We start from the raw sequence: 22,131 nt of genomic DNA on the forward strand, positions 1-22,131 counted from the left end.
ATGTGAACGAATATTGCAATTGCGGCGTATTTATGTTAGTATCCGCCGTCTAACTGTAACTGAATTTAAGTGAGCGAACCTATGATTAAACAGCGAACGATTGCACAAGTAGTCAAAGCCATAGGAATTGGACTTCATAAAGGTGAGAAGGTCACAATAACTCTCCGACCTGCGAGCGCAAATACTGGGATTGTATTTCGTCGTGTCGACCTTGATCCGGTTGTTGATTTTGAAACAACACCTGAAGCCGTTGGTGATACGCAATTATGTACCTGTTTAATTAACAAAGATGGTGTTCGCTTATCAACTACTGAGCACCTTATTGCCGCTGTTGCTGCAATGGGTATTGATAATCTAATTGTAGAATTAGATAGCTCAGAAGTGCCAATAATGGATGGTAGTGCATTACCATTCATTTATTTGTTACAAAAAGGCGGTATTGAAGAGCAAAATGCAGCAAAACGCTTTATTCGTATTAAAGAAAAAGTACGTATTGAAGAAGGCGATAAATGGGCCGAGTTAGAACCGTATGACGGTTTTCATATCGACTTTGAAATTGCCTTTGATCACCCAGCTATCAATGAAAGTCGCCAACGTATTGGTTTAGATATTACGACGAAAAGCTTTATTGAAGAAATTAGCCGTGCACGTACTTTTGGTTTTATGAAAGACATTGAATATATGCATGCTAACAACCTAGCATTAGGTGGCAGCATGGATAGCGCAGTAGTACTTGATGAGTTTAAAGTGTTAAATCCAAACGGTTTACGCTACAGCGATGAGTTTGTTAAGCATAAGATATTAGACTGTGTTGGTGACATGTTTATGACAGGTCATAACATTTTAGGTAAAGTAACTGCATTTAAATCGGGTCACGATTTAAATAATAAATTACTACGTAAATTAATGGCTACTGAGTCAGCATGGGAGTGGGCAACCTTTGAAACGCCTGTAACGATGCCTGCACCCGGCCTTGAATTAGCGCCAGCCTAATTTATTGCTCACACAGTTATAAAAAATGACGCTAATTAGCGTCATTTTTTTTGCCTATTGAAAATACTTTAAGTGCGTAGCTACCTACAGCTCTAAAATACTTTGTAACTGCTTCAAATGAGTAACGGTATAGGTAGGCTTTATACCCTCGGGCAACTGCTCGTTTGAGTGTTGTAACCAGCAGGTATCAATCCCCGCATTATTACCGCCTAAAATATCGCTTGTGGCAGTATCGCCAACCATTAATATTTGGCTTTTATCTGGGTTACCCATTAATTCAAAGGTATGGTCAAAAATAGCTTTATTAGGCTTAGCTATGCCCACTAATTCAGAAATGACTAACCATTCAAACATATCTTTTAAACCAGTATGCTCAAGGCGCACGGTTTGTAAACGTGCAAAACCATTAGTAATAATACCTAACTTAGCGTGGGGCTTAAGTTTATTTAACAGCTCTATGGCACCGGGTAGCGGCTCGCATATTTCTGCCATAGCATCTAAAAATGCATCATTAAGCTCTTTTGCTGGCACATTTAGTTTAGTAGCCCATTCGCTAAAGCGAGTAACCTGCAAGTAGTCGGCACTAATGTCGCCATTTTGGTAATCAACCCATAGTTGCTTATTGGTTTTTTGATAATGAAGATAGTCGGCTTGGCTAAAATCTACGTTATATGTTTTAAACATGCGAGTCATGCCCGCTAAAATATCAAATCTAAACAAGGTTTCGTCTGCATCAAACAGCACGTAACTGTATTTCATTAAACTTCCTAAAATTAATTTGTTTGGCAATAAAGCGCTGAATGTAAAAAAGGTGCCATGGCCAAAGTAAGTGCCTGAGTATAGGTACTTTCGCGGGTGGCGTGGTTATTAGTGAGTAAACCAATAGCGCCGCCTTGCTGCTTTATATTGGTGGTATTAAAAGTCTTATCCATAACATCGCCAAGCTCTGCACCATTAAGTAATGCGTTATACAGTATTTGCGGCAAAGGTAGGTTGCTACTGCGTCCTACAACTTGATTTACCGCGTTATCGATAACTACATAGGCAAAGGTTGCGGCACCGTAACTAAATTGCTCTGCACCGCCTTCCATGGCCACATAATAGTGGGCTTGGTAGTGCTCTTTGCAGTAATTCACTCGGTTTTGTGCGCCAATGCGAGTTTGCTCTTCACCAATAGGTTGATCAGGCACACCCGAGGGAGCATTTACACCTTGGCAGTCAATGTCACGCTCTGGAAAATATATGCTAAAAATGCACTTAGCAGCATTTATTTTTACTGGGTTTTTAGAGCCCACAATAACTTTTAATGGTTGCGACATGCTGATCTCACTTTAAGCAAAATCAGCAGTGTACGTGAGTTGGCTTTAACAAAAAAGGGCAGTGGGTTATCCAATATCAAATAGGTAAATCCAGTGGTGCTAGGTTTTCTAATGCTCGTTTTTTTAAAATAATATCTTTAATGAGTGGGGTAAGTACCAACTCCATTGCCAAGCCCATTTTACCGCCAGGCACTACCAAGGTATTAATACGCGACATAAAGCTACCTTGGATCATCTGTAAATAGTACGGAAAATCGACATCTTCAATGCCCCTAAAGCGGATCACCACAAAGCTTTCATCGAGTGATGGAATGTCTTTTGCGCTGAACGGGTTAGAGGTATCTACGGTAGGGACTCGTTGAAAGTTAATATGGGTGCGTGAAAATTGTGGAGTAATATGGTTAATATAATCGTCCATACTGCGCACTATAGATCCCATTACCGCTTCGCGTGAGTGACCACGATCAGAGGTGTCGCGGATCAGCTTTTGGATCCACTCAAGGTTGATAATGGGCACCATACCAATAAGTAAATCTACATGTTTTGCTACATCCACATTGTGCTCTTGATCTACAACAGCGCCATGCAATCCTTCGTAAAATAATAAATCGGTATTTTGCTCTAGGTTTTGCCACGGAGTAAATGTGCCGGGCAATTGGTTGTAAGGCACCGCTTCGTCAAAGGTATGTAAATAACGACGCAGTTTACCTTGGCCGGTTTCACCGTAGCTATCAAATAGGGTTTCTAGTAAACCAAAGTCGTTGGCTTCGCGGCCAAAGTAGCTAATATGTTTGCCTTCTTGTTGCGCGTCACGTACTTTTTTTTCCATTTCAGGGCGAGTGTAACGATGAAAGCTATCCCCTTCGATAAAAGCCGCACTAATGTTAAGGCTACGAAAAATATGTTTAATTGCATTCGTGGTGGTAGTTGTCCCCGCACCTGAAGAGCCGGTTATTGCAATAATAGGATGTTTAGCTGACATATTAATTCTCTTTTATAAGACCCGGTTAGTTATAAAGATGTTGCTGGTCTAGGTCAAGTGACGTAATCAGCAAATAACGTTATCATGGGGTGCTTAAAAATAAAACGAGATAGAGCATGAAATTTTTAAAACCACTACTAGGGTTGTTTTCAATAAGCGCTTTAACGCTCTCAGTAGCACAGGCAAGTATGCCCAAAAGCCAAGTATTATTAGCCGATTTAAATACTCCTTATGGCCTGCAAGTCACTATTGTGAGCGACAGTGATAGTTATAATAATCAGCCTCATATACACAATAATGGTGTTTACTTTACCCATGAAGTATTAAGTGTTGAGCAAAGCCAAACCGATATTGCTTACTACGACTTTGCAACAAAACAAATTATTAATATAACCAATACGCCAGTAAGCGAATACTCACCTACCGTAATGCCAAATAAACAAAGCTTATCGGCAATTGTGGTAGAGGCCAATGGCAAGCAAAAGCTATGGCAATATCCGCTTGATAGCGAAGTTGCAGCAAGTCGTATTTTTGACTGGATAGAGCCAGTGGGATATCACGCATGGGGTATAAATAACGATTTAGTAATGTTTATTTTAGGTGAGCCACATACATTACAATATAGCTTGGTTGCAGCGGCAAAAGGGCAAGTTGTGGCAAAAAACATTGGTCGTACGCTTATTTACAATCATACAATGGCGCAGTTTATATTTAGTTACACCCAAAATGAGCAACATATTGTAGCGCGTTTTAACCCACAAACTAAGCAGGTAGAAAACTTACTTAGATTGCCGCTACAAGTACAAGACTTTATCTTAAAAGACGACAGTACGCTGGCTTATGCGCTTAACAACCGTGTTTACCAACGTAACCTTAGTGGCAATAACACTGTATCGCAATGGCTGGATTTAACACCCTATTGCCATACCAATATTACCCGTATGAGTTATAACAACGACAAACTTGCTTTTGTTTGTGATGTAGCTGAGGACTAATTTAAATAAATTTCAGACTTTATAATGCGTATGCGTTAAGGTTATGCGCAAATTTAACTAATAGGGATTACAACGTGGCTTATAGTGCAGACGAGCTTACTGAGCAGCTAATTAAATTAGAGTGTAGAAGTAATTTTAAAATAAAGAATATTGCCGAATACATGTTAGTTAATTCAAAAGAAGCGTTTTACACGCACAGTGAAGGCGGCAAAGGTAAAATTATAATTCGCCCAGCATTTGAAGTGTTTAGTGATGATTTTACCGATATTGATGGGGTAGTGCGTACTCAGGGCTATTTTCATAGTAGCGAAATGACGCGTTTTCCTACGCGCATTTATAAAAGTGCACAGCCGATTCATTATGGTGTCGCGTTTAAAATAAACTCTGAGCAAGCAGCAAAAGATTTTATTGCTAAACTAACGATGATTTTAGGCGGGTAATAGTAAAGGTTTATAAATCAGCTTTCAGACTTCAGACTTCAGGCTTCAGATTTAACAAAATATCGGCCAAGCTGGGTTTAGGTTATAAGTAGGCAAGGCAGTATGCCGCGCTTTTTTAAAGCCTGGTAAATTTAACACCACAGCGCAAAATGCTAGGTATTAGTAAAAAACAAACCAAGCTCGCAGTAAATTATTAGCTACGAAGCTTGGTTTTGTTATCAGCTCTAGGCTCTAAAATAAAACCTAGAACCTTAATCTAGCTACTTACCTTTTAAGAAGTTATTAACCGATTCAAGCTCACGATTTTTCAGTGCAATACAATCATTAGTACTTTCTTCTAGTTTACTTAAAGTACGAGCGTAACCTGGTATTTCAGCTAACTTAGTATTAAAGAAGCTTTGTGTTGTGGCAAAGCTATTTGCATCACAATTTGCAGTTGTAAAATACGGTAGGTTAGGGATAAAAAACGGCGGTAAGCTTGCTGTTACTTTATCGTAATTACTGTAAACCCAGTCAATAAACAGCGCTTGGCGCTCATCAGTATAGCTTTGTCCTGCTAAAATAGTGCGCATGTCGGATGCGGTTACTTCATCTGTTAAGCTGTAAGCCAATACTGCTTTTTGCAGTGCAGGTTTTGCAAAGTAGCCCATAGCCGAGAGCATATTAGTACGTACTTGTGGATCTTTGGTGGTTTTAAAGGTTGCCATAAATTGATCAAGCAACGCTTTATCGCCGTTAAAAGCAGCTAAAGTTAAATAAGTACCTGCTAAGTACGGGTCTACTTTTTGTGGATCGTTTAAATAAACCTGAGTTTGCTGTTTTGCTTTATTGATCACATTTTGATCTTCGCCATCAAAACCTAAACGCGATACAACCGCTGCTCGAAGTTGTGAAATAGCGCCATCTTCACCTGCTTTTGCCTCTAAGCCGTATTTTTTAGCCGCAGGGGTTACTGCCCCACGAATAAATTTAGGCCATAAGTCTTTATTGCTATCGTCTTTAAAGGTGCGTTGTTGCGATACTAAATAGCCCAGCGCGGTATTAGCAACGCGAGGGTGGCTGTCGCTTATAAATACTTCAAGCGTTTGCATTAACTTAGCGGCCGATATAACACCAGCATCAAGTAGTGCATCGGTAGCAGATAATAACGCTAAACGTTCGCGGTCATCTAGCTTGTCAGCAGCATTGTCGATAAGCGCACTAAACTGTGCATCGTCCATCACCCAGCGGTAATAACCCAATGCGCCTTGATCGGGATAAATCCACTCGGGTGCAAAATCTAAATCTAGCGTTTGGCTTTGTTTATTAAGTAATACGTTCGCTGTTTTTACTTTATCGCCCGCGCCATATTTAATTGCAACAGGCACATTCCATAATTGCTCAGGCGCATCAACACCGGCATTTACAAAGCGACTTTGCGATAAAGTTATTTTACTACCTTGCTGAGCTACTTTAATCAGTGGGTAGGAAGATTGCTCAATAAACGATTTTAAAACACTCGCTACATCTTTATTAGAAGCTTTGCCAAGTGCTTGCCATAAATCGGCAGCTTCGGCATTTTTATAGGAAAATTCTTTTAAGTAATTTTGAATACCTTTTTGAAAGGCCTCTTCACCTATCCAGTTTTCAACCATAGCAAGTACCGAGCTACCTTTGCTATAAGCAAGGCCTAAACCATCCATAATATCGGCTTCGGTTTTAATTGGTTTACGAATTGGTTTAGTACTCAAACGTGCATCAAGTGGCATAACGTTATTTTGTGGTAAATCTAGGTGCGATTCAAATTCAGGGTTTAGTTGCTTGGTAATTTTTGCCGCCATCCAACTAGCAAACGCTTCGTTTAACCATAAATCGTTCCACCACTTCATCGTTACTAAGTTACCGTACCATTGGTGTGCAAGTTCGTGAGCAATAATAGACACATTGCGTTGTTTTTTACTGCGCGTAGCGGCAGCTAAATCAACCAATAAAATATCTTCTCGGTAGGTTACAAGTCCTGAGTTTTCCATGGCACCAAACGGAAATTCAGGTACAGCCACCGAATCTAGTTTTTGATACACATAAGGAATACCAAAATACGCCTCAAGTGCGCCTAGTACTTTTGGCATGTTTTCTTTTGCGTACTGGGCTAAATGAATTTTACCTTGTGGGGTAATTACGCGCCCTGGCACCGACATACCTTCAACATTAAGCTCTTCAAAAGGGCCCACAGCCATTGCTACTAAATAAGAAGGAATAGGCGGTGTTTTATCAAAAAAGTGGGTGGTCATGTCGCCATTTACTGTAGTTTTAAGCTCAGGTGTATTGGCATATACTTTTTGTGAGGTAGGCGCGGTAATAGTGAGCTGAAATGGAATTTTGTAGCTTGGCTCGTCAAACACCGGAAATGCACGGCGCGCATCACTCATTTCAAACTGAGTAAATAAGTAAGGTGTACCTTGATCTAATGTTTTATATAGCCCAACACTTTGGCGATTATATGGCGCTGAAAAATCAATTTTTAAGGTGTATTTACCCGGCTGAATTTGCTCATCACAGCTAAATTTTACTTTACCGGTTTTGAGCATTTCGCTGTTTAAGTCACAATTTTGCTCGCCAAGTAATTGTGCCATTTTAGTTGCGTAAGCCACGCCGTTTAGTTCTATGTAGTTAGTTGGCTTGAGTACTTCTAAAATAATTTCAGTCATTCCAGTAAAGGTATCTTGGCTTGGATCGAGTGTTAACGACACTGATTGACTGCTTGGTTTTGCGAGTTTTTCAATTACGAATTCGTTAGCATTTGCGGCGTTCATCGCGAATGCAACACTTACGGTTAAGAGGCTTTTAAGAAACATAGTATCCCTAGTTTATTATTGTTATAAATGACTAAAGCAGACAGCGTTACCACGCTACTTCAATAGAAACGGTATTATATGCGGATATCCTAGCAGCTTTCTTTTATGGAGTAATCGAATAACCCCGGATTTGGACGAGTAAAGAGTAACAAAGTTTGTCAGTGACTATCGCGATTGATAAAGCGCTGCCAATGCAGTTGTGAGTTAATAACGCGAATTTGCCCAATTATGCTATTTAACACTGCTACATTGCTATAATTTGGGTGTGGGTATTCGTTAAAGCCCATTAAATAATTAAACGCGTCTTTAGAGTTGGCTTGCAGTGCATAAATACGTACTTGCTGCTCAAAGTTAAGCCGCAGGCTACTTATAGCGGTTTTCATTCCGAGTTGGTCAATGTTTGGAATTGCACATTTTTGTAAGTAACCAGCGCGCTCGCCTTCGCCGCTAAACCAAATGCGAACTTTTTCGCTGTAGCGACCGGTTTTAGCTGGCAAGTCGAACATTAATCGCTGTTGGTTTTGGCTTTTTATAAATGCTAAATAGTCGTTAAAGCCAGCATTAATTAGCGCTTGATGTACAGGAATAAGTCGCGGTTTTATTTTTCCGTGGGTATGAAAACTAAAACATAAAATATTTTGCTCAACAGTTAAGTCATCAAGTGTTAAACAGCCTATTTCGTCACTATAAGCGCCCGTATAGTAAGCAATTAATGGCAACCAAAAATGCCAATGTTTTGCTTGTTCACGCACCACGCGCATATCGCCATAAATATAGCCAGTGTAAAGTGTGTGCAGCTCCATAGCTGAAAAAGGACGGCGACCAAGATGGGTTTTCAACGGTGTACCTTGAAAATAATGACAAAATACATTTTATACCCAAAACATAGCAAGATGCGAGTATGTTTTGGGTATAAATACTTATACCTCATTAATTAAAACAAAAAAGCCAACTAGCACGAATGCAGTTGGCTTTTTTTATGCTTTATTAATTAAGCTATAGTGAATTATTCACTTAATGCGCGTGCTAAACCTACTGGTTCAATTTCTACGCATACTTGGTCGTCATTCCAGTTAAGGCCAACTAAAGCATTGTCTTCGTTTAGGTCTTCAACCCATTCATCTAAAAATTCATCAAGGCCAATTTCTACTGGGCTGTACTCTTTCCACTCGTCTTTACACTGAGCTTTAGCAGCCGCTTCGCTTTCCCAAAGTAGTAATACGTCAGTCTCGTCAAATTGATTTGAATCACACACTACAAAGCCATTATCTTCTGCACCTAGTGCCCAAATTACTTCGCTCATACGTACTTTTTCAACAAAGTTGACTAGTTCTGATTCAATCTCGATATCGCTCATGTGTTTACCTTTTTAAATTAATGACTAGGACTGGTATTTATTGCTGCTTGGCGTTGGCCATATTGCTCATAAAAAGCAACAAGCGCTGAATGCTGACTAATGTCGGTTAGTTCACGAAAGCAAATCCAATCAAGCAGGCAGTATAAACTGATGTTGAGGTATTCACAGCCTTTAAATTCATCATCAGTTAAATGATCATTTAAAAAGTGTAATGTTTCAACAATACGTTCATTTTGCAAATTAAAAAATAACGCATCACTTTGCGTATCAAAACCAGAGCGCTGGCATAAAAGCATTTCCACTAAAGAGTCATTACAGGCATTAATAGTGGTAAGTAAGTGCTCTTGCGGCCAAGTTAATTTTGGCTGTGCTGTTTTTTCAAGTAAATAACGCAGTATTGAGTTTGAATCACTAAGGGTTAAATTGCCATCTACGAGAATAGGGATTTTGCGTGCTGGGTTTTTGCTCACCATAGTTGGGCGATCTTGCGCTGAAAAAATATCCAGATTAATAAACTCTAAATCACAGTTATTTTCCAGCGCCCATATTCTAATACGGCGTACATAAGGCGAGGTAACAGAACCAAATAGTTGCATAATTACTCCATAAAAAAGCCGCATAAGCGGCTTTTTTCAAAATTTACGGTACAGAATAAGTTACTCTGAACGGCTGGTTACTTCAAGTAAATGGTAACCAAACTGTGTTTGTACTGGGCCTTGTACTTGATTAATTGGCGCAGAGAACACCACTTTATCAAACTCTGGCACCATCATACCTGGGCCAAACTCACCAAGAGCACCGCCATCTTGACCTGAAGGACAGTTAGAGTGTGCTTTTGCTAACACAGCAAAGTCTTCACCTTGTTCAATTTTTTCTTTTAAATCTAAACACTGTGCTTCACTATCTACTAATATATGTCTTGCGCTTGCCACTGTCATAAAATCTCCTAATAATTAATCTGGTTGTTTTTTAATCATAATAACGTGTATTTTAGTTAGTTTAAACTAATTGTAACGGTTTTAACCTAGTTAATAGCTAATGTCGCTTCAATTGCTGCAGTTAGTTTTTCTGATTCGGGGGCTACTTTACTGTTAAAGCGCGTAATTGTTTTACGATCAGCAGACACTAAATACTTATAAAAATTCCAATTAGGTGAGCTGGTTTGGCTATTTAAGTGTTTAAAAATAGGGTTTGCATCGCTGCCGCGCACTGCGCTGGTGGCAAACATAGTGAAAGTAACCCCGTAATTAACAAAGCAGACTTTGGCGGTGTCTTGCTCGTTGTTTTCTTCTTGAAAAAAATCATCAGAAGGAAATCCCAATACCACTAAGCCTTGATCTTTATATTTATTATAAACCGCTTCAAGCCCTGCAAATTGCGGCGTAAAGCCACAGTTACTCGCTGTATTAACAATTAGCAGCGGTTGGTTTTCAAATTGGCATAAGTTAACAAACTCTTTTGAGCGTAGTTTACGCAAAGTAACGTTAGTAAAGTCTTGGCAGTTATTTTGTTTTTTAATGGGTTGCTCAGCTGTGCTTTGCGCTTGAGCTAATGCGGGTACAAGTAACGCCATTAATGCTAATAATATTATTTTTATCATTTTTAAAGCCTAAAGTTAAAAGGTTACATATTGTTTATAGCCTCAATGATACGCTAATATAAACGCAACTGATCAACCTTATCTAGACCTTATGACAATCCGTTTAGCACGCCCAGAAGATTTAAAAACTATAGTCGCAATTTATAACGAAACCATTGCCAGCAGAATGGTTACCGCCGATACCGAAGAGGTAAGCGTTACCGACAAGCAAGCTTGGTTTGATAGTCACACTTCTCAGCGGCCAATTTATGTATATTCTGAAAATGACCAAGTGTTAGCATGGCTTAGTTATAAACCGTTTTATGGGCGCGTAGCTTACGAAGGCACGGTAGAAATAAGTATTTATATTACCGCTAAAGCACAAGGCAAAGGTTTAGGTAAAACACTGATGGAGTTTGCCCAAACGCAAGCTAAGCAACTTAATATTAAAGTGCTGCTAGGGTTCATTTTTAGTCATAATTTACCCAGTATTAAACTATTTAAACACTTTAATTTTAGTGTGTGGGGCGAGTTACCACAGGTGGCCATTATGGATAATAACCCTTACAGCTTAACTATTTTTGGTAAGCACTTATAACCGTAGCGATTAATTAAAAGTGCTTACTCCACACCTAAACATTTAAGCGTCGCGGGGTAGGCCTTTTTCAACAATTCTGATAAGCCTTGCGGTTTTACGCAGTATAGTACCTTGCTTATTGCGTTGCTGTTGCAGCGCCCAATTTATATGCTCTAAAACCAGTTCACTGCAAGCTAAGCTTTTATCTTCTAGGGCATGAATAATGCTAGGGCTAAATTCAGCATTACCTAAGCCTACAGCCAAATTACGCAACCAACGCTCGTGGCCAATACGACGAATAGGGCTGCCTTCGGTGTTTTTTAAAAAAGTGGCTTCATCCCAAGCAAACAGCTCAAGCAGGTCTTTATCTTTTAATTGGGTGCGCGGATGAAAATCATTTTCGTCGGTAAGTTGGCCATAACGATTCCACGGGCAAACTAATTGGCAGTCGTCACAACCATAAATGCGGTTACCTAATAATGTTCGGTATTGCTCTGGAATAGGGCCTTGTAGCTCAATGGTTAAGTACGATATACACTTACGTGCATCTACCACGTAGGGCTCAACAATAGCGCCAGTTGGGCATAGCGTTATACAAGCTACGCATTTACCACAGCCTTCAAAGGTGTTTTCTGCATCTATGGGCAGCGGTAAATCAACAAATAACTCACCTAAAAAAAACCAAGAACCGGCTTCTTTATTAATAAGTAATGAGTGTTTACCGCGCCAGCCCAAGCCTGCTTTTTCAGCAAGTTGGCGCTCAAGTACCGGGGCTGAGTCGACAAAAGGCCTAAAACCGTATTCGCCAATTTCGAGCTCTATTTTTTGGCCTAATTTTTTTAAGCGATTACGCATTAATTTATGGTAGTCGCGGCCAAGAGCATAGCGACTTATATACGCTTTTTCTGAGTTTTTAAGGGTTTTGGCAAAACCTGCATCGGGGGGCAGGTAATTCATTTTTACCGAAATAACACGCTGCGTTCCGGGCACTAACTCAGCAGGGCGAGCGCGTTTCATACCATGAGCGGCCATGTAATCCATATTGCCATGGTAGCCGGCGTCGAGCCAGCGTTGCAGCTGCGTTTCATGCTTGCTTAAGTCTATATCAGTAATACCTACTTCGCTAAAGCCAAGCTCTTGTCCCCACGCTTTAATTTGTTGGGCAAGGTTTTTATAATCAGGAACTGCGTCGCTCACATGCATCACACGGTTAAATAAATAGCTGGGTAATTTAACATATTTAGCTTATGGGTAAAACGCTTGTTATACCCATAAGCTTGTTAGCAAATACCTATTTTTAATAAAATAGGTATTACTGCACAAAGCGTTTTAGTTGTTGTTGTGTTTGTTGGCTGAGGGTTTGTGATTGTTGGCAATCATTAAGTGCTGTATCTATGGTTTGTTTGGCTTGCTCGCCAAGCGCTACAATATGCTCTACCGATTGGTGGGTTTGATTTTGTGTTTGCTCAAGTAAGTGCACAGCCTCGGCAATTTGTTGTAACTGTTGCTGGTTATGCTCAAATTCAGTAAGCATATTAGTAAAACCATTAGAAGTACTATTAATTGATTTTTGCGCATTGTGTGAGTGAGTAATTAATTGCTCTGACTCTTTATTTGTTTCGTTTACTAGCTCGTTCATTTGGTTTATAAAATCACTAATTTGCCGCGTTGCACCACTTACCTTAATTGAAAGAGTACGCACTTCATCGGCAACTACCGCAAAACCACGTCCCGCATCACCGGCTCTTGCTGCTTCAATGGCGGCATTTAGGGCTAGTAGATTGGTTTGATCAGAAAACTCTTCCACCATTTTTAAAATGCTACGAATGTTTTCACTGTTTTCTTTTAAGCCTGAAATAGTTGCCGAAAAGCCGGTTAGCATATCGGTTATTAATTTTACTTGTTGCACTAAGGCCGACAACTCTGTTGCCGAAAGCTTAACAAAATTTAAATGCTCATTATTTACTTTATGCACGCTGTCGGTATTACTTACTATATTTTGTAAGCTCTGCGCTATTTGGTTGCTGGCATTTATAATGGTATGGCTTAAATGTATTTGTTGTCCGCTTAATTGCTCAGTCTGTTGCATAGACTGAGTTACTTGCTCGATACTTTGCACGCCTGCTTGGGCGCTATTGTAGGTTGTGTTTAGTAGCTGATTTAAATGAGTAGTAAAAAGATTGTATTGCTCGCTTAGTTCACGAAACTCATCATAAGTAAAATGGGGTAACTTTGCCGATAAGTCTGCATCTTGCTGGTTTATATTTATTAGCGTGTCGCGCATTGCCTTGACTGGGCGCACCATTAAAAATCGCATATAAAATAGGGTGAAAATAAAGCCAGCCACAATCACTAAAGCTAATGCCCAAAATAACCCAGTACTTTGTTGGTTTAGGGTTAAGCTTTCATACAGCCAAAATAAAGTAATAGCCTGAAATAAAAATACAAAACTTAAATTACCCACAATTTTGCGCGTTAAGGTAAAAAAAAGTGTTTTTTCTAAAAAATTATAAATTCGCATATAGCTACTCATTATGTACAGACCATTTGGTTATTATTAATCACCTAAGTAAGCTTTAGTTTGTGCCGGATAATTTGTAAAAATACCATCCACACCTAAATCTAGCATCAGCTTTATATCTTGTTGTTTGTCTACAGTGTACGCATAAATTATTAAACCACGTTGTTTTGCATCATCTACAAAGGCTTTATTTATAAAGTTTTTATCTACATGAACACTGTACGCGCCTAAGTCTTCAGCAAACTTTGCATAATTAATTGGTATAGATGACGTTAGTGCACCCATTTTTAGCCAAGGTAAGCGTTTTTTTAACCAGGCTAGTTGATGATGATCGAACGACGACACTAAAATGTTATCTGCTGATATGCGTTTTTCTGTAATGTTTTTTTCAACTTGAGCTGCAAACTGTTCAAGATTAAAAGTATGTTTTAGCTCTAAATTTAAGAGTGTTTGATTATTATTCCAATCAAAAAGTTGCTGTAAAGTTGGTACTTTTTCGCCATTACCAGCATTGAGTTGCATAATGTGAGCAGCAGTAAAGTTACACACTTTACCTACGCCGTTAGTGGTTCTATCAAGCCAAGTGTCGTGAATGATCATGTAATCATCAAGTGCGCTTTGTACATCTACTTCAATGCCGTCAACGCCTATTTGTAAGGCCGCCATAATGGCGCTTTGGGTGTTCTCTGGAAAGTGCCCACTGGCACCGCGATGGGCAAATACTTTCATTGGCGTGATTTCCGTGCAATAGACCAAGTTTCAAAACAAGCAGCGCTAACAATTAATGCACCACCAATAAAAGTGGCGATAGAGGGGCGCTCATGCAAAATAATAATAGCTAATAATGTGCCGTAAAGTGGCTGAAGGCAAGCAATTAGCCCCGCGGTTGCCGCCGATAAATGCTTTAAACTGGCAGCAAATAATGAGTGTGGAGCTGCGGTAAATATAACTCCCGCAACTAAAATAAGCACCAAATCGTGATTAGTGGTCGCATAAATAGGCACTTCAATAAACGCGCAAAGCATTAGGCTGGCAACCAAGGTTTGATAAAACATGGTTTGCGGGCCACCGTATTGATTAAAATAGCGCTTATGAATGATATTACGAATGGCAAAAAAGAACGCCGAAATAACCCCAGTGATCACCCCAAGTGTTACATCATTCCCTAAATTTGTATTAGGTATTAATAAATAAATGCCGATTAATACTACCGCCGCACTAATAATGTCTTTTGCTTTGGGCTTACTTTTATGAAAAAACGGTTCTAAAAATACGGTTATTACCGGGTAGCTAAAAAAAGCCAACATACCAATGGTGATCCCAGCAAGTTGCATTCCCGCAAAATAAGTTACCCAATGTATGCCTACTGCCACACCGAGTAACAGGGCAATTAAGTAATCTTTACCTTGGTTTAGCTTAATCGGTTTTTTTTGCATGCCGAGCAAAATAAAAATAGCGATGCCGGCTATGGCTGCACGATACACGGTAATGTCGAGTGCATTTAAACCAATTAACTTTGCAAATAGCGCAGTGCCGCCAAAGAGTAATACGGCAATGTGTAGGTAAATTAAACTTTGCTGTTGCGACTGCATGTTATTTCCTTATGTTGGCTCATCTAAATATTGCAGACAATGGTTAAGATGAATTTTTGATTTTTCGTGACAAATGTAAGCAAAGTTAGCTGTATTTAAGGTAATGTAACTAAAATCGAATTTACTTTTAATATTCGTTTAGCTTACACTCGTTAGTAGGTTACTGCGTTTAAAATTGATAAATACAGGAATTAAACGTTTATTTGTAAAGTTGTGCGTAAAAACACTAAACCAAGCTTGAGTGTATTAATAACAAAAACGCGCTGCTGAAACAGCATTAATAATTAAAATAATGAAAAATGAGGGAATAAATGACACGTTTTATAGCAATAAAAACCGAAGAAAGCACGGCCGTTTTAACCATGAATACCCCCGAAAACCGCCATAATCCAGAGTTTTTGGCTGAGTTTAATCAGCACCTTGATCAAATAGAAGCTGATAAAAATATTAAGTCGGTGGTGCTTACATCTAACAGTGAAAAAAATTGGTCATTGGGAATCGATTTAGAGTGGATGGCTAATACGAGTAATACCCCAGAAACAATTGCCGGCTTTATGAGCGATGTAACCGCGTTATTAAAACGCATTGTTACGTTTCCTATGCCGATTATTGCCGCGTTAAACGGCCATACTTTTGGTAATGGTGCAGTATTGGCCTGCGCTTGTGATTTTAGGCTAATGAAATCTGATAAAGGATTTTTTTGTTTTCCTGAAGTCGATGTGATGGTGCCATTTTTACCCTCAATGTTTCCTATTATTAATAAAGCTATTCCACAAGCCTTTTTTAACCGTTTAGCTATGTCGGGTATGCGAGTAGGGGCACAAGAGTTATTAGATAACAAAGTAGTAGAAGCTATTTTTGCCGATGAAGCTCAATTACAAGCAGGTGCGCTGGGCTTTGCACAACAGTTTAATAAAAACCGTTGGATTTACGCTCAAAATAAAACCCAAATGAATAAACAAATAGTGTTAACCATGGAAACAGAAGATCCGATCTTTATCGATAATATCAGTAAATTGTTATGGAAAAATTTACAGCAAAAATAATTCTAACTTAGCGTCAAACAGGCCTTGATGAGTTTGTTTGAGCTACTAATTTTAGTTACTAATTTTAGTTACTAATTTTAACTTATAGCAGAATAAACCCGCCACAAAATTAAGGGCGGGTTAAGCCCGGTTAGGCTAAGTTTTTAAATACAAAAAGTAAGGTAAAAGTGCTTTATTAAAAGTTTAATAGCTTTTACCTGTCTCATTTTAGCTATATGGGTTAAAATACCTACATAACCAAACTAACAAGATAGTGAATGTCAAACCAAGATCCAAATCTCAGTCGAGAACAAGAAAAGTACGAAAACCCAGTCCCTAGCCGTGAGTTTATACTTACTCACCTTCAAGAGCGTTCAAAACCTGCTAACTATGCACAGTTATGTGAAGAACTAGCGGTAAACGATGAAGAACGGCAAATCGCATTTAAACGCCGCCTTCGTGCTATGGAACGTGACGGTCAGCTGTATTTTAATAAGCATAAATGTTACGCCCTAATTGACGAAGCCGGTTTAACTAAAGGCAAAGTAGTAGGCCACAGAGACGGTTTTGGCTTTTTAGAAGTTGAAGGCGAGAATAAAGATTGGTTTATTGCTAAGCACCAAATGAACATGGTGTTACATGGCGACATTGTACTTGCTAAAGGCACTAAACGTGGCTCTGGCTCAAAATGCGATGCACGTATTATAAAAGTACTTACCAACGAGCGCGCGCCTATTGTTGGCCGCTATTTTGTTGAGCATGGTATTGCCGTTGTGGTTGCCGAAGATCCGCGTATTACCCAAGACATAATGATTTTACCGGGAAGCGAAAACGGCGCGCGCCATAACCAAATGGTGCAAGTTAAAATAACGCAAAACCCCACCCGAAATATGAACGCGGTAGGTAAAGTAATTGACGTACTTGGCGAGCATTTAGCCCCAGGTATGGAAATAGAAGTTGCCCTGCGTAACCACGATATTCCGCACGTTTGGCCTGAAGAAGTTGAAGCGCAAGTAGCCCACCTTGGCGAATTTGTTGACGAGGCTGACAAGCAAAACCGCGTAGATTTACGCGACCTACCTTTAGTAACCATAGATGGCGAAGACGCACGCGACTTTGATGATGCCGTTTATTGTGAGCCTAAAAAGTCAGGTGGTTGGCGTTTATGGGTTGCTATTGCCGATGTGTCGCATTACGTAGGTATGAACACCCCGCTAAACAAAGAAGCCATAGAGCGCGGTAACTCAGTGTATTTTCCTGAGCAAGTAATTCCTATGCTGCCTAAAGTATTGTCTAACGGCTTATGTTCGCTTAACCCTGAAGTTGACCGCTTATGTATGGTTGCCGAAATGACAGTGTCAGATTCGGGCAAGCTTTCGGGTTATAAGTTTTACGAAGCGATAATGAATTCGCATGCACGTTTAACTTACACCAAAGTAAATGCCATTTTACAAAACGATGAGAAACTACGTAAAGAATATGCGCATGTAGTGCCACATTTAACCGATTTACAGCAAATGTATTTAGCGCTTAAATCGGCTCGCCAAGAGCGTGGTGCAATTGAGTTTGAAACTCTCGAAACTCGTTTTGTATTTAACGCACAGCGTAAAATAGAATCGATAGTGCCGGTTATTCGTAACGATGCGCACAAACTTATTGAAGAATGTATGATTTTAGCCAACGTATCGGCGGCTAAATTACTTGAAAAACACGAAGCCAGCACGCTATTTCGTGTGCATGACGAGCCAGATAGCGAAAAACTAGGTAACTTTACTAAGTTTTTAGGCGAACTTGGTATTGAGAGCACGTTAAGCGACGAGCCAACACCTAAAGAAATTACTCAAGTACTAGCTCGTTTAGGCGATCGCCCAGAAGCAGAGCTTATTCAAACCATGCTGCTGCGCTCAATGAAGCAAGCTGTGTATCAACCAGATAACATAGGCCACTTTGGTTTAGCCTTATCTGCTTATGCGCACTTTACTTCACCAATTCGTCGTTACCCCGACTTAGTAGTGCATCGTGCTATAAAAGCGGTACTAAAAGCACAAGGCCAACATACTTCAGGCGAATACGCATACACAGATGACGAAGTAGATAAGTTAGGTGAGCAGTGTTCTACCACAGAGCGCCGCGCCGACGATGCTACTCGCGAAGTAGCCGATTGGTTAAAATGTGAGTTTATGCAAGATCACGTTGGCACTGAGTTTGATGGTGTTATTTCATCGGTAACCAATTTTGGTTTATTCATTCGTTTAGATGATTTGCAAATTGATGGCCTTATTCATGTTGCCAACTTAGGCAATGAATTTTTTGCCCATGATGCCGCAAAACATTGTTTAATAGGCGAGCAAACGCACAAAGTATATCGCCTTGGCGATAAAGTAACGGTAAGTGTTGCATCGGTTAGCTTAGAAGACAGACGCATAAACTTAACCCTTAAAGGCGATAAAGCGCAAGACCGATACACGCGCCGCCGTGGGCCAAAAGGCACTGATAAATCTGAGCATGCACCTGCGAGTGTACGTTCACAGTTAAAAGCAGGCAAAGTACCGGGTAAAAAATCGCATGGCGATGAAAAACCTAAAGGTAAAAAAAGGCCAGCAAGCAAAGATAAAGGTAAACCTGCAAATAAGTCGGCAACTCAACCAGCAGACAAAAAAGCAGTAGATGCCACAGCAAATAAAAAACGAAAAAAAAGGCCGTTAAAAAGCCTAAAAGAGTAGGCAAAAATGCCCGCAAACGTAATACCCCAGGAGCAGAAAATACGTGAGTAATGAATTAATTTTTGGTTTTCATTCTGTTGAAGCGATTTTAGCAAGCGAACCAGAGCGTTTTGTAGAAATTTACGCGCTTAAAGGGCGTGACGATAAACGCTCAACCCCGATTATTGATGAAGCACTTAAATTTGGTATTTCAGTACAGTACATGCAACGCAAAGCCCTTGATAGCAAATCAAAAGGCGAGCAGCATCAAGGTATTATTGCCAACGTAAAAGCAGCACCAACGTTTAACGAAAAAGATCTTGATGCGATTATTGCACGTGAAGATACTCCATTTTTGTTAGTGCTTGATGGCATTACTGATCCGCATAACTTAGGTGCATGTTTACGTAGTGCCGACGCCGCTGGCGTACATGCTGTAATTGTACCTAAAGATCGCTCAGCTAAGCTTAACGGCACAGCGCGTAAAGTTGCCTGTGGCGCAGCCGAAACAGTACCGCTTATTCAGGTTACTAACCTTGCACGTACATTGCGCGAAATTAAAGACGCTGGTGTTTGGGTTGTAGGCACTGCAGGCGAAACAGATAACCACGTATTTGATGCCAGCTTAACAGGGCCAATGGCTATTGTTATGGGTGCCGAAGGCGAAGGCATGCGCCGTTTAACCCGCGAGCATTGCGACTTGTTAGTTAAAATACCTATGGCGGGAACGGTTTCAAGCTTAAACGTATCGGTAGCCACAGGTATTTGTTTATTTGAAGTATTACGCCAACGTAGCGTTAATAACTAAGTTATTAACTGGCTCGTTTAAGCAATAAAAAACCGAGGTTGAAAATTCAACCTCGGTTTTTTTGTGTTCGTAATTTAATGCGGTTGTTATAAACGGTTCAATAACAAGGCAATAATTTAGATGTGTAGTGTTTCCTGCATAAAAAATTATTACCGCTGTTAGTGAGCCGTTTAACCAGCATAAAGCTTAAAAGCTGTAAGTGTAGCCCAACTGTAGGGTACGAGGCTTACCTGGTTGAATACCGCCATTAGCACGATTAGCAATGTAGGTTTTATCAAACAAGTTATCAACGCTTAAGTATACTTTTTGATTGTCGTCGATGCGGTATTTAGCGGCTAAATCCCATACCACACGGCTATTAATAGCATTTAAGCCAGAGTCGGTTAAATCTGCATGTGAGTCAGATACATAGCGCAGTTGGCTGTGTACAACAAATGCTGATAATTCAGCACCCATAGAGAGTGCTACTTGGTTTTTTGGCACGTAAGGCATAGCGTCGCCTTTTTCTACTGTGCCCCAAATTTCTGAATCAAAAGTGTTTTTAAATTCAGAATCGGTGTAGGTGTAAGTTAGCTTAACCGGGAACATAACAGTATCGGTGTTAAAAGTATGGCCTGCACTAAATTCAACGCCAGAAACAGCTACTTCACCATAGTTATATTGATCGCCAATGTTCTCATCGCTACACCCTACAGCGGCAGTACAATTACCGTGCATGTTGTCGTAATCAGAATAAAACGCAATAATTTCACCATTAATACCGCTTACGTTATAGCGTGAACCAAATTCAATATTTACACTTTTTTCTTCTTCTTGGTCGGCATTACCCGGCGCGGCTGGTGCATAACCTTGTTGAATACCAGCAAGTAGAGTGATGTTGTCGTTTACTGTGTAAGTTGCACCGAGTGACGGCACTAAAATATCAGTGTCGTTCGACACGTTTTTAGTTAAACCATTGCTGCGTGTAGGATCCGACTTTGCCCACTCTTCACGGGTAATCGTAATGTCTTCGAAGCGCAGGCCTGCACTGATCACTAATGCATCTAGCGTCCATTCGTCTTGAATAAATAAAGTACGTGCAGTGGCACTATCTACGCGGTTACTGTCAGAACCCGGAACTCCGCGCTCTGTCAGTGTTATGCTTAAGTCTTGATTAAGCGTGTACTCGTCTTGCCACTGAAAGCGATCCATTTCGTCTTCATGGTAACGCATACCCACAGTTATATAGTGATTGCCAGCAGGAATATGCAGCTCAGACTGAATACCTTTAGCTTGGTAGTCGCGGTTATTTGCTTTTATAGCAATGCCTTCAATACCTTGTGCGGTAGGGTTGGCTTCAAATTCGCTGTACTGCTCAAGGTAGCTTTCGCTTACTTTACTGGCTTTATACCAGTTACGATGAAAGTCGTTTAAATATGCCGTAGCAAGTAGTTCGTAACCTGCACCAAAGCGATATGCATAGTTAAGTTGATAAGCATTGTGACGGGTATTCATTTCATCATTTTGCGATGCCGCATAACGACGGTATGGCGTTGCTTGGTAATCGGCATCGGTTAAGCCCATGTAAGTTTCGTCTGATGTTTCGTCTGAATACTTAATTTTTAGCTCAAGGTTATGCGCGTCATTTTTACCAAATGTATGGCCTAACTTTAATAGTAAGTCAGTTTTTTCAAAGCCGGTGTTGTCATCGCCAACTGGCAGGTCTTTAAAACCATCTGCGCCGTAGGTAAATACTTCAATTAAACCCGCGGTATTGTTTTTTTCTTTGGCAAAATAAGCATGGCCTTTATAGTAGCCATCGCTACCTAAGGCAGCATCAAGCATACCTGTTGAGCTATTAGGCTCGGTTGGTAAACTGCGCGATAATAAGTTTAAAACGCCGCCTGTAGTACGTGGACCATATTTAACCGATGCAGCACCTTTTAATACTTCAATAGACTCCATGCGGCCCATAGTAGGGAAGTAATAAGCCGAAGGAGCCGAGTAAGGCGCAGGTGCTACAAGTACACCATCTTCCATTACTGATATTTTGTCGTTACGACCAGTGCCAGTTCCGCGCATACCTATATTAGGGCGCAGGCCGTAGCCGTCTTCTTCTTGTACGTAAACACCAGGTACAGAGGCTAAAACACGAGAAATGTCGGTAAATTCAAATTTTTGCAGCTCAGCATCCGAAATAAACGTTGCAGAGCCCGGAATATCGTTAATAGCTTGTTGTGAGCCTATAACTGTAATTTGTTCAAAGTTACGCTCTACCTTACCCATATCTTTTGCCATTGCAGTTGCACTAATAGACAAGGCAACCGCAGTTGCAAGGGTAGATACTAAAAACTTATGTGCCATTGAGACTATCCTAAATTGGGTCAATTAACTAAATTGGCGCAATTTAAACACGTTAACGAATGAG

The 22,131-nt window shown here is 40.2% G+C and carries 20 protein-coding genes and 1 pseudogene; 7 read left to right on the plus strand and 14 right to left on the minus strand.

The window, feature by feature from the left end; translation table 11 throughout:
• The first annotated feature begins 81 nt into the window (after positions 1-81).
• A complete protein-coding gene (gene lpxC, locus AAEZ18_RS05760) occupies positions 82-993 on the plus strand; it encodes a UDP-3-O-acyl-N-acetylglucosamine deacetylase (RefSeq protein WP_011329146.1) in 912 nt (303 codons plus the stop codon).
• Between the two features lie 84 nt (positions 994-1,077).
• Here the strand turns inward: lpxC and yjjG are convergent, their stop codons facing one another.
• From yjjG to AAEZ18_RS05775, 3 genes are all read right to left on the minus strand, one after another.
• Entirely contained in the window at positions 1,078-1,752 is a 675-nt protein-coding gene (gene yjjG / locus AAEZ18_RS05765) for a pyrimidine 5'-nucleotidase (protein WP_350549901.1), read from the minus strand.
• Positions 1,753-1,766: 14 nt separating this feature from the next.
• Positions 1,767-2,312, minus strand: coding sequence for an inosine/xanthosine triphosphatase (yjjX, locus tag AAEZ18_RS05770; RefSeq protein WP_089368725.1), 546 nt, complete (start codon positions 2,310-2,312; stop codon positions 1,767-1,769).
• Between the two features lie 76 nt (positions 2,313-2,388).
• Positions 2,389-3,294, minus strand: a complete 906-nt coding sequence (locus AAEZ18_RS05775) for a phosphoribulokinase (protein ID WP_011329143.1) — start codon at positions 3,292-3,294, stop codon at positions 2,389-2,391.
• Between the two features lie 116 nt (positions 3,295-3,410).
• Here AAEZ18_RS05775 and AAEZ18_RS05780 point away from each other — a divergent pair, with 116 nt between their 5' ends.
• Entirely contained in the window at positions 3,411-4,289 is an 879-nt protein-coding gene (locus tag AAEZ18_RS05780; RefSeq protein ID WP_011329142.1) for a hypothetical protein, read from the plus strand.
• Between the two features lie 74 nt (positions 4,290-4,363).
• Positions 4,364-4,729 carry a hypothetical protein gene (locus tag AAEZ18_RS05785; protein ID WP_011329141.1) on the plus strand — a complete coding sequence of 122 codons (366 nt, stop codon included), beginning with the start codon at positions 4,364-4,366 and terminating at the stop codon, positions 4,727-4,729.
• A gap of 260 nt (positions 4,730-4,989) precedes the next feature.
• Here AAEZ18_RS05785 and AAEZ18_RS05790 read toward each other — a convergent pair whose 3' ends face one another.
• The 6 genes from AAEZ18_RS05790 to AAEZ18_RS05815 form a co-directional block, all read right to left on the minus strand.
• On the minus strand, positions 4,990-7,563 hold the full coding sequence (locus AAEZ18_RS05790; RefSeq protein WP_350549897.1) for a M1 family metallopeptidase: 2,574 nt from the start codon (positions 7,561-7,563) through the stop codon (positions 4,990-4,992).
• Positions 7,564-7,721: 158 nt separating this feature from the next.
• Positions 7,722-8,402: a site-specific integrase gene (locus AAEZ18_RS05795; RefSeq protein WP_011329139.1), complete on the minus strand. Its 681-nt coding sequence runs from the start codon at positions 8,400-8,402 to the stop codon at positions 7,722-7,724.
• Positions 8,403-8,569: 167 nt separating this feature from the next.
• Complete coding sequence (locus tag AAEZ18_RS05800; protein WP_011329138.1) at positions 8,570-8,920, minus strand: DUF2750 domain-containing protein; 351 nt, start codon at positions 8,918-8,920, stop codon at positions 8,570-8,572.
• A 17-nt stretch (positions 8,921-8,937) separates the two neighbouring features.
• Positions 8,938-9,516: a glutathione S-transferase family protein gene (locus AAEZ18_RS05805; RefSeq protein WP_011329137.1), complete on the minus strand. Its 579-nt coding sequence runs from the start codon at positions 9,514-9,516 to the stop codon at positions 8,938-8,940.
• A 60-nt stretch (positions 9,517-9,576) separates the two neighbouring features.
• Positions 9,577-9,858 (minus strand): peptidylprolyl isomerase, encoded by a 282-nt coding sequence (locus AAEZ18_RS05810; RefSeq protein ID WP_011329136.1) that lies wholly within the window; start codon positions 9,856-9,858, stop codon positions 9,577-9,579.
• A gap of 86 nt (positions 9,859-9,944) precedes the next feature.
• The gene (locus AAEZ18_RS05815) at positions 9,945-10,520 is read right to left on the minus strand and encodes a glutathione peroxidase (protein ID WP_350549894.1); all 576 of its coding nucleotides are present in this window, start codon (positions 10,518-10,520) and stop codon (positions 9,945-9,947) included.
• A gap of 91 nt (positions 10,521-10,611) precedes the next feature.
• On the opposite strand from AAEZ18_RS05815, the gene AAEZ18_RS05820 reads away from it, so the two are divergent.
• On the plus strand, positions 10,612-11,097 hold the full coding sequence (locus AAEZ18_RS05820) for a GNAT family N-acetyltransferase (RefSeq protein WP_011329134.1): 486 nt from the start codon (positions 10,612-10,614) through the stop codon (positions 11,095-11,097).
• 42 nt (positions 11,098-11,139) lie between these two features.
• Here AAEZ18_RS05820 and queG read toward each other — a convergent pair whose 3' ends face one another.
• The 4 genes from queG to AAEZ18_RS05840 all read right to left on the minus strand — a co-directional run bounded on the left by queG (position 11,140) and on the right by AAEZ18_RS05840 (position 15,189).
• A complete protein-coding gene (gene queG / locus AAEZ18_RS05825) occupies positions 11,140-12,279 on the minus strand; it encodes a tRNA epoxyqueuosine(34) reductase QueG (RefSeq protein WP_220488969.1) in 1,140 nt (379 codons plus the stop codon).
• Between the two features lie 109 nt (positions 12,280-12,388).
• Positions 12,389-13,609, minus strand: coding sequence for a methyl-accepting chemotaxis protein (locus AAEZ18_RS05830; RefSeq protein WP_350549891.1), 1,221 nt, complete (start codon positions 13,607-13,609; stop codon positions 12,389-12,391).
• 24 nt (positions 13,610-13,633) lie between these two features.
• The gene (locus AAEZ18_RS05835) at positions 13,634-14,326 is read right to left on the minus strand and encodes a glycerophosphodiester phosphodiesterase (protein WP_197181786.1); all 693 of its coding nucleotides are present in this window, start codon (positions 14,324-14,326) and stop codon (positions 13,634-13,636) included.
• Positions 14,323-15,189, minus strand: a complete 867-nt coding sequence (locus tag AAEZ18_RS05840) for a DMT family transporter (RefSeq protein WP_182676461.1) — start codon at positions 15,187-15,189, stop codon at positions 14,323-14,325. The genes AAEZ18_RS05835 and AAEZ18_RS05840 overlap by 4 nt, the downstream gene beginning before the upstream one ends.
• Before the next feature lie 311 nt (positions 15,190-15,500).
• Here AAEZ18_RS05840 and AAEZ18_RS05845 point away from each other — a divergent pair, with 311 nt between their 5' ends.
• The 3 genes and pseudogenes from AAEZ18_RS05845 (at position 15,501) to rlmB (ending at position 19,724) form a co-directional block, all read left to right on the plus strand.
• Entirely contained in the window at positions 15,501-16,235 is a 735-nt protein-coding gene (locus AAEZ18_RS05845; RefSeq protein WP_086993265.1) for an enoyl-CoA hydratase/isomerase family protein, read from the plus strand.
• Between the two features lie 257 nt (positions 16,236-16,492).
• A pseudogene (gene rnr / locus AAEZ18_RS05850) lies at positions 16,493-18,984 on the plus strand (ribonuclease R).
• Positions 18,981-19,724: a 23S rRNA (guanosine(2251)-2'-O)-methyltransferase RlmB gene (gene rlmB / locus AAEZ18_RS05855; protein WP_011329127.1), complete on the plus strand. Its 744-nt coding sequence runs from the start codon at positions 18,981-18,983 to the stop codon at positions 19,722-19,724. The pseudogene rnr and the gene rlmB overlap by 4 nt, the downstream one beginning before the upstream one ends.
• A 186-nt stretch (positions 19,725-19,910) precedes the next feature.
• On the opposite strand, the gene AAEZ18_RS05860 is transcribed toward rlmB, so the two are convergent.
• Complete coding sequence (locus AAEZ18_RS05860) at positions 19,911-22,067, minus strand: TonB-dependent receptor family protein (protein WP_350594693.1); 2,157 nt, start codon at positions 22,065-22,067, stop codon at positions 19,911-19,913.
• Positions 22,068-22,131 lie beyond the last annotated feature (64 nt).

This window comes from Pseudoalteromonas sp. 19-MNA-CIBAN-0066 (assembly GCF_040308705.1).
Lineage (GTDB): Bacteria > Pseudomonadota > Gammaproteobacteria > Enterobacterales > Alteromonadaceae > Pseudoalteromonas > Pseudoalteromonas nigrifaciens.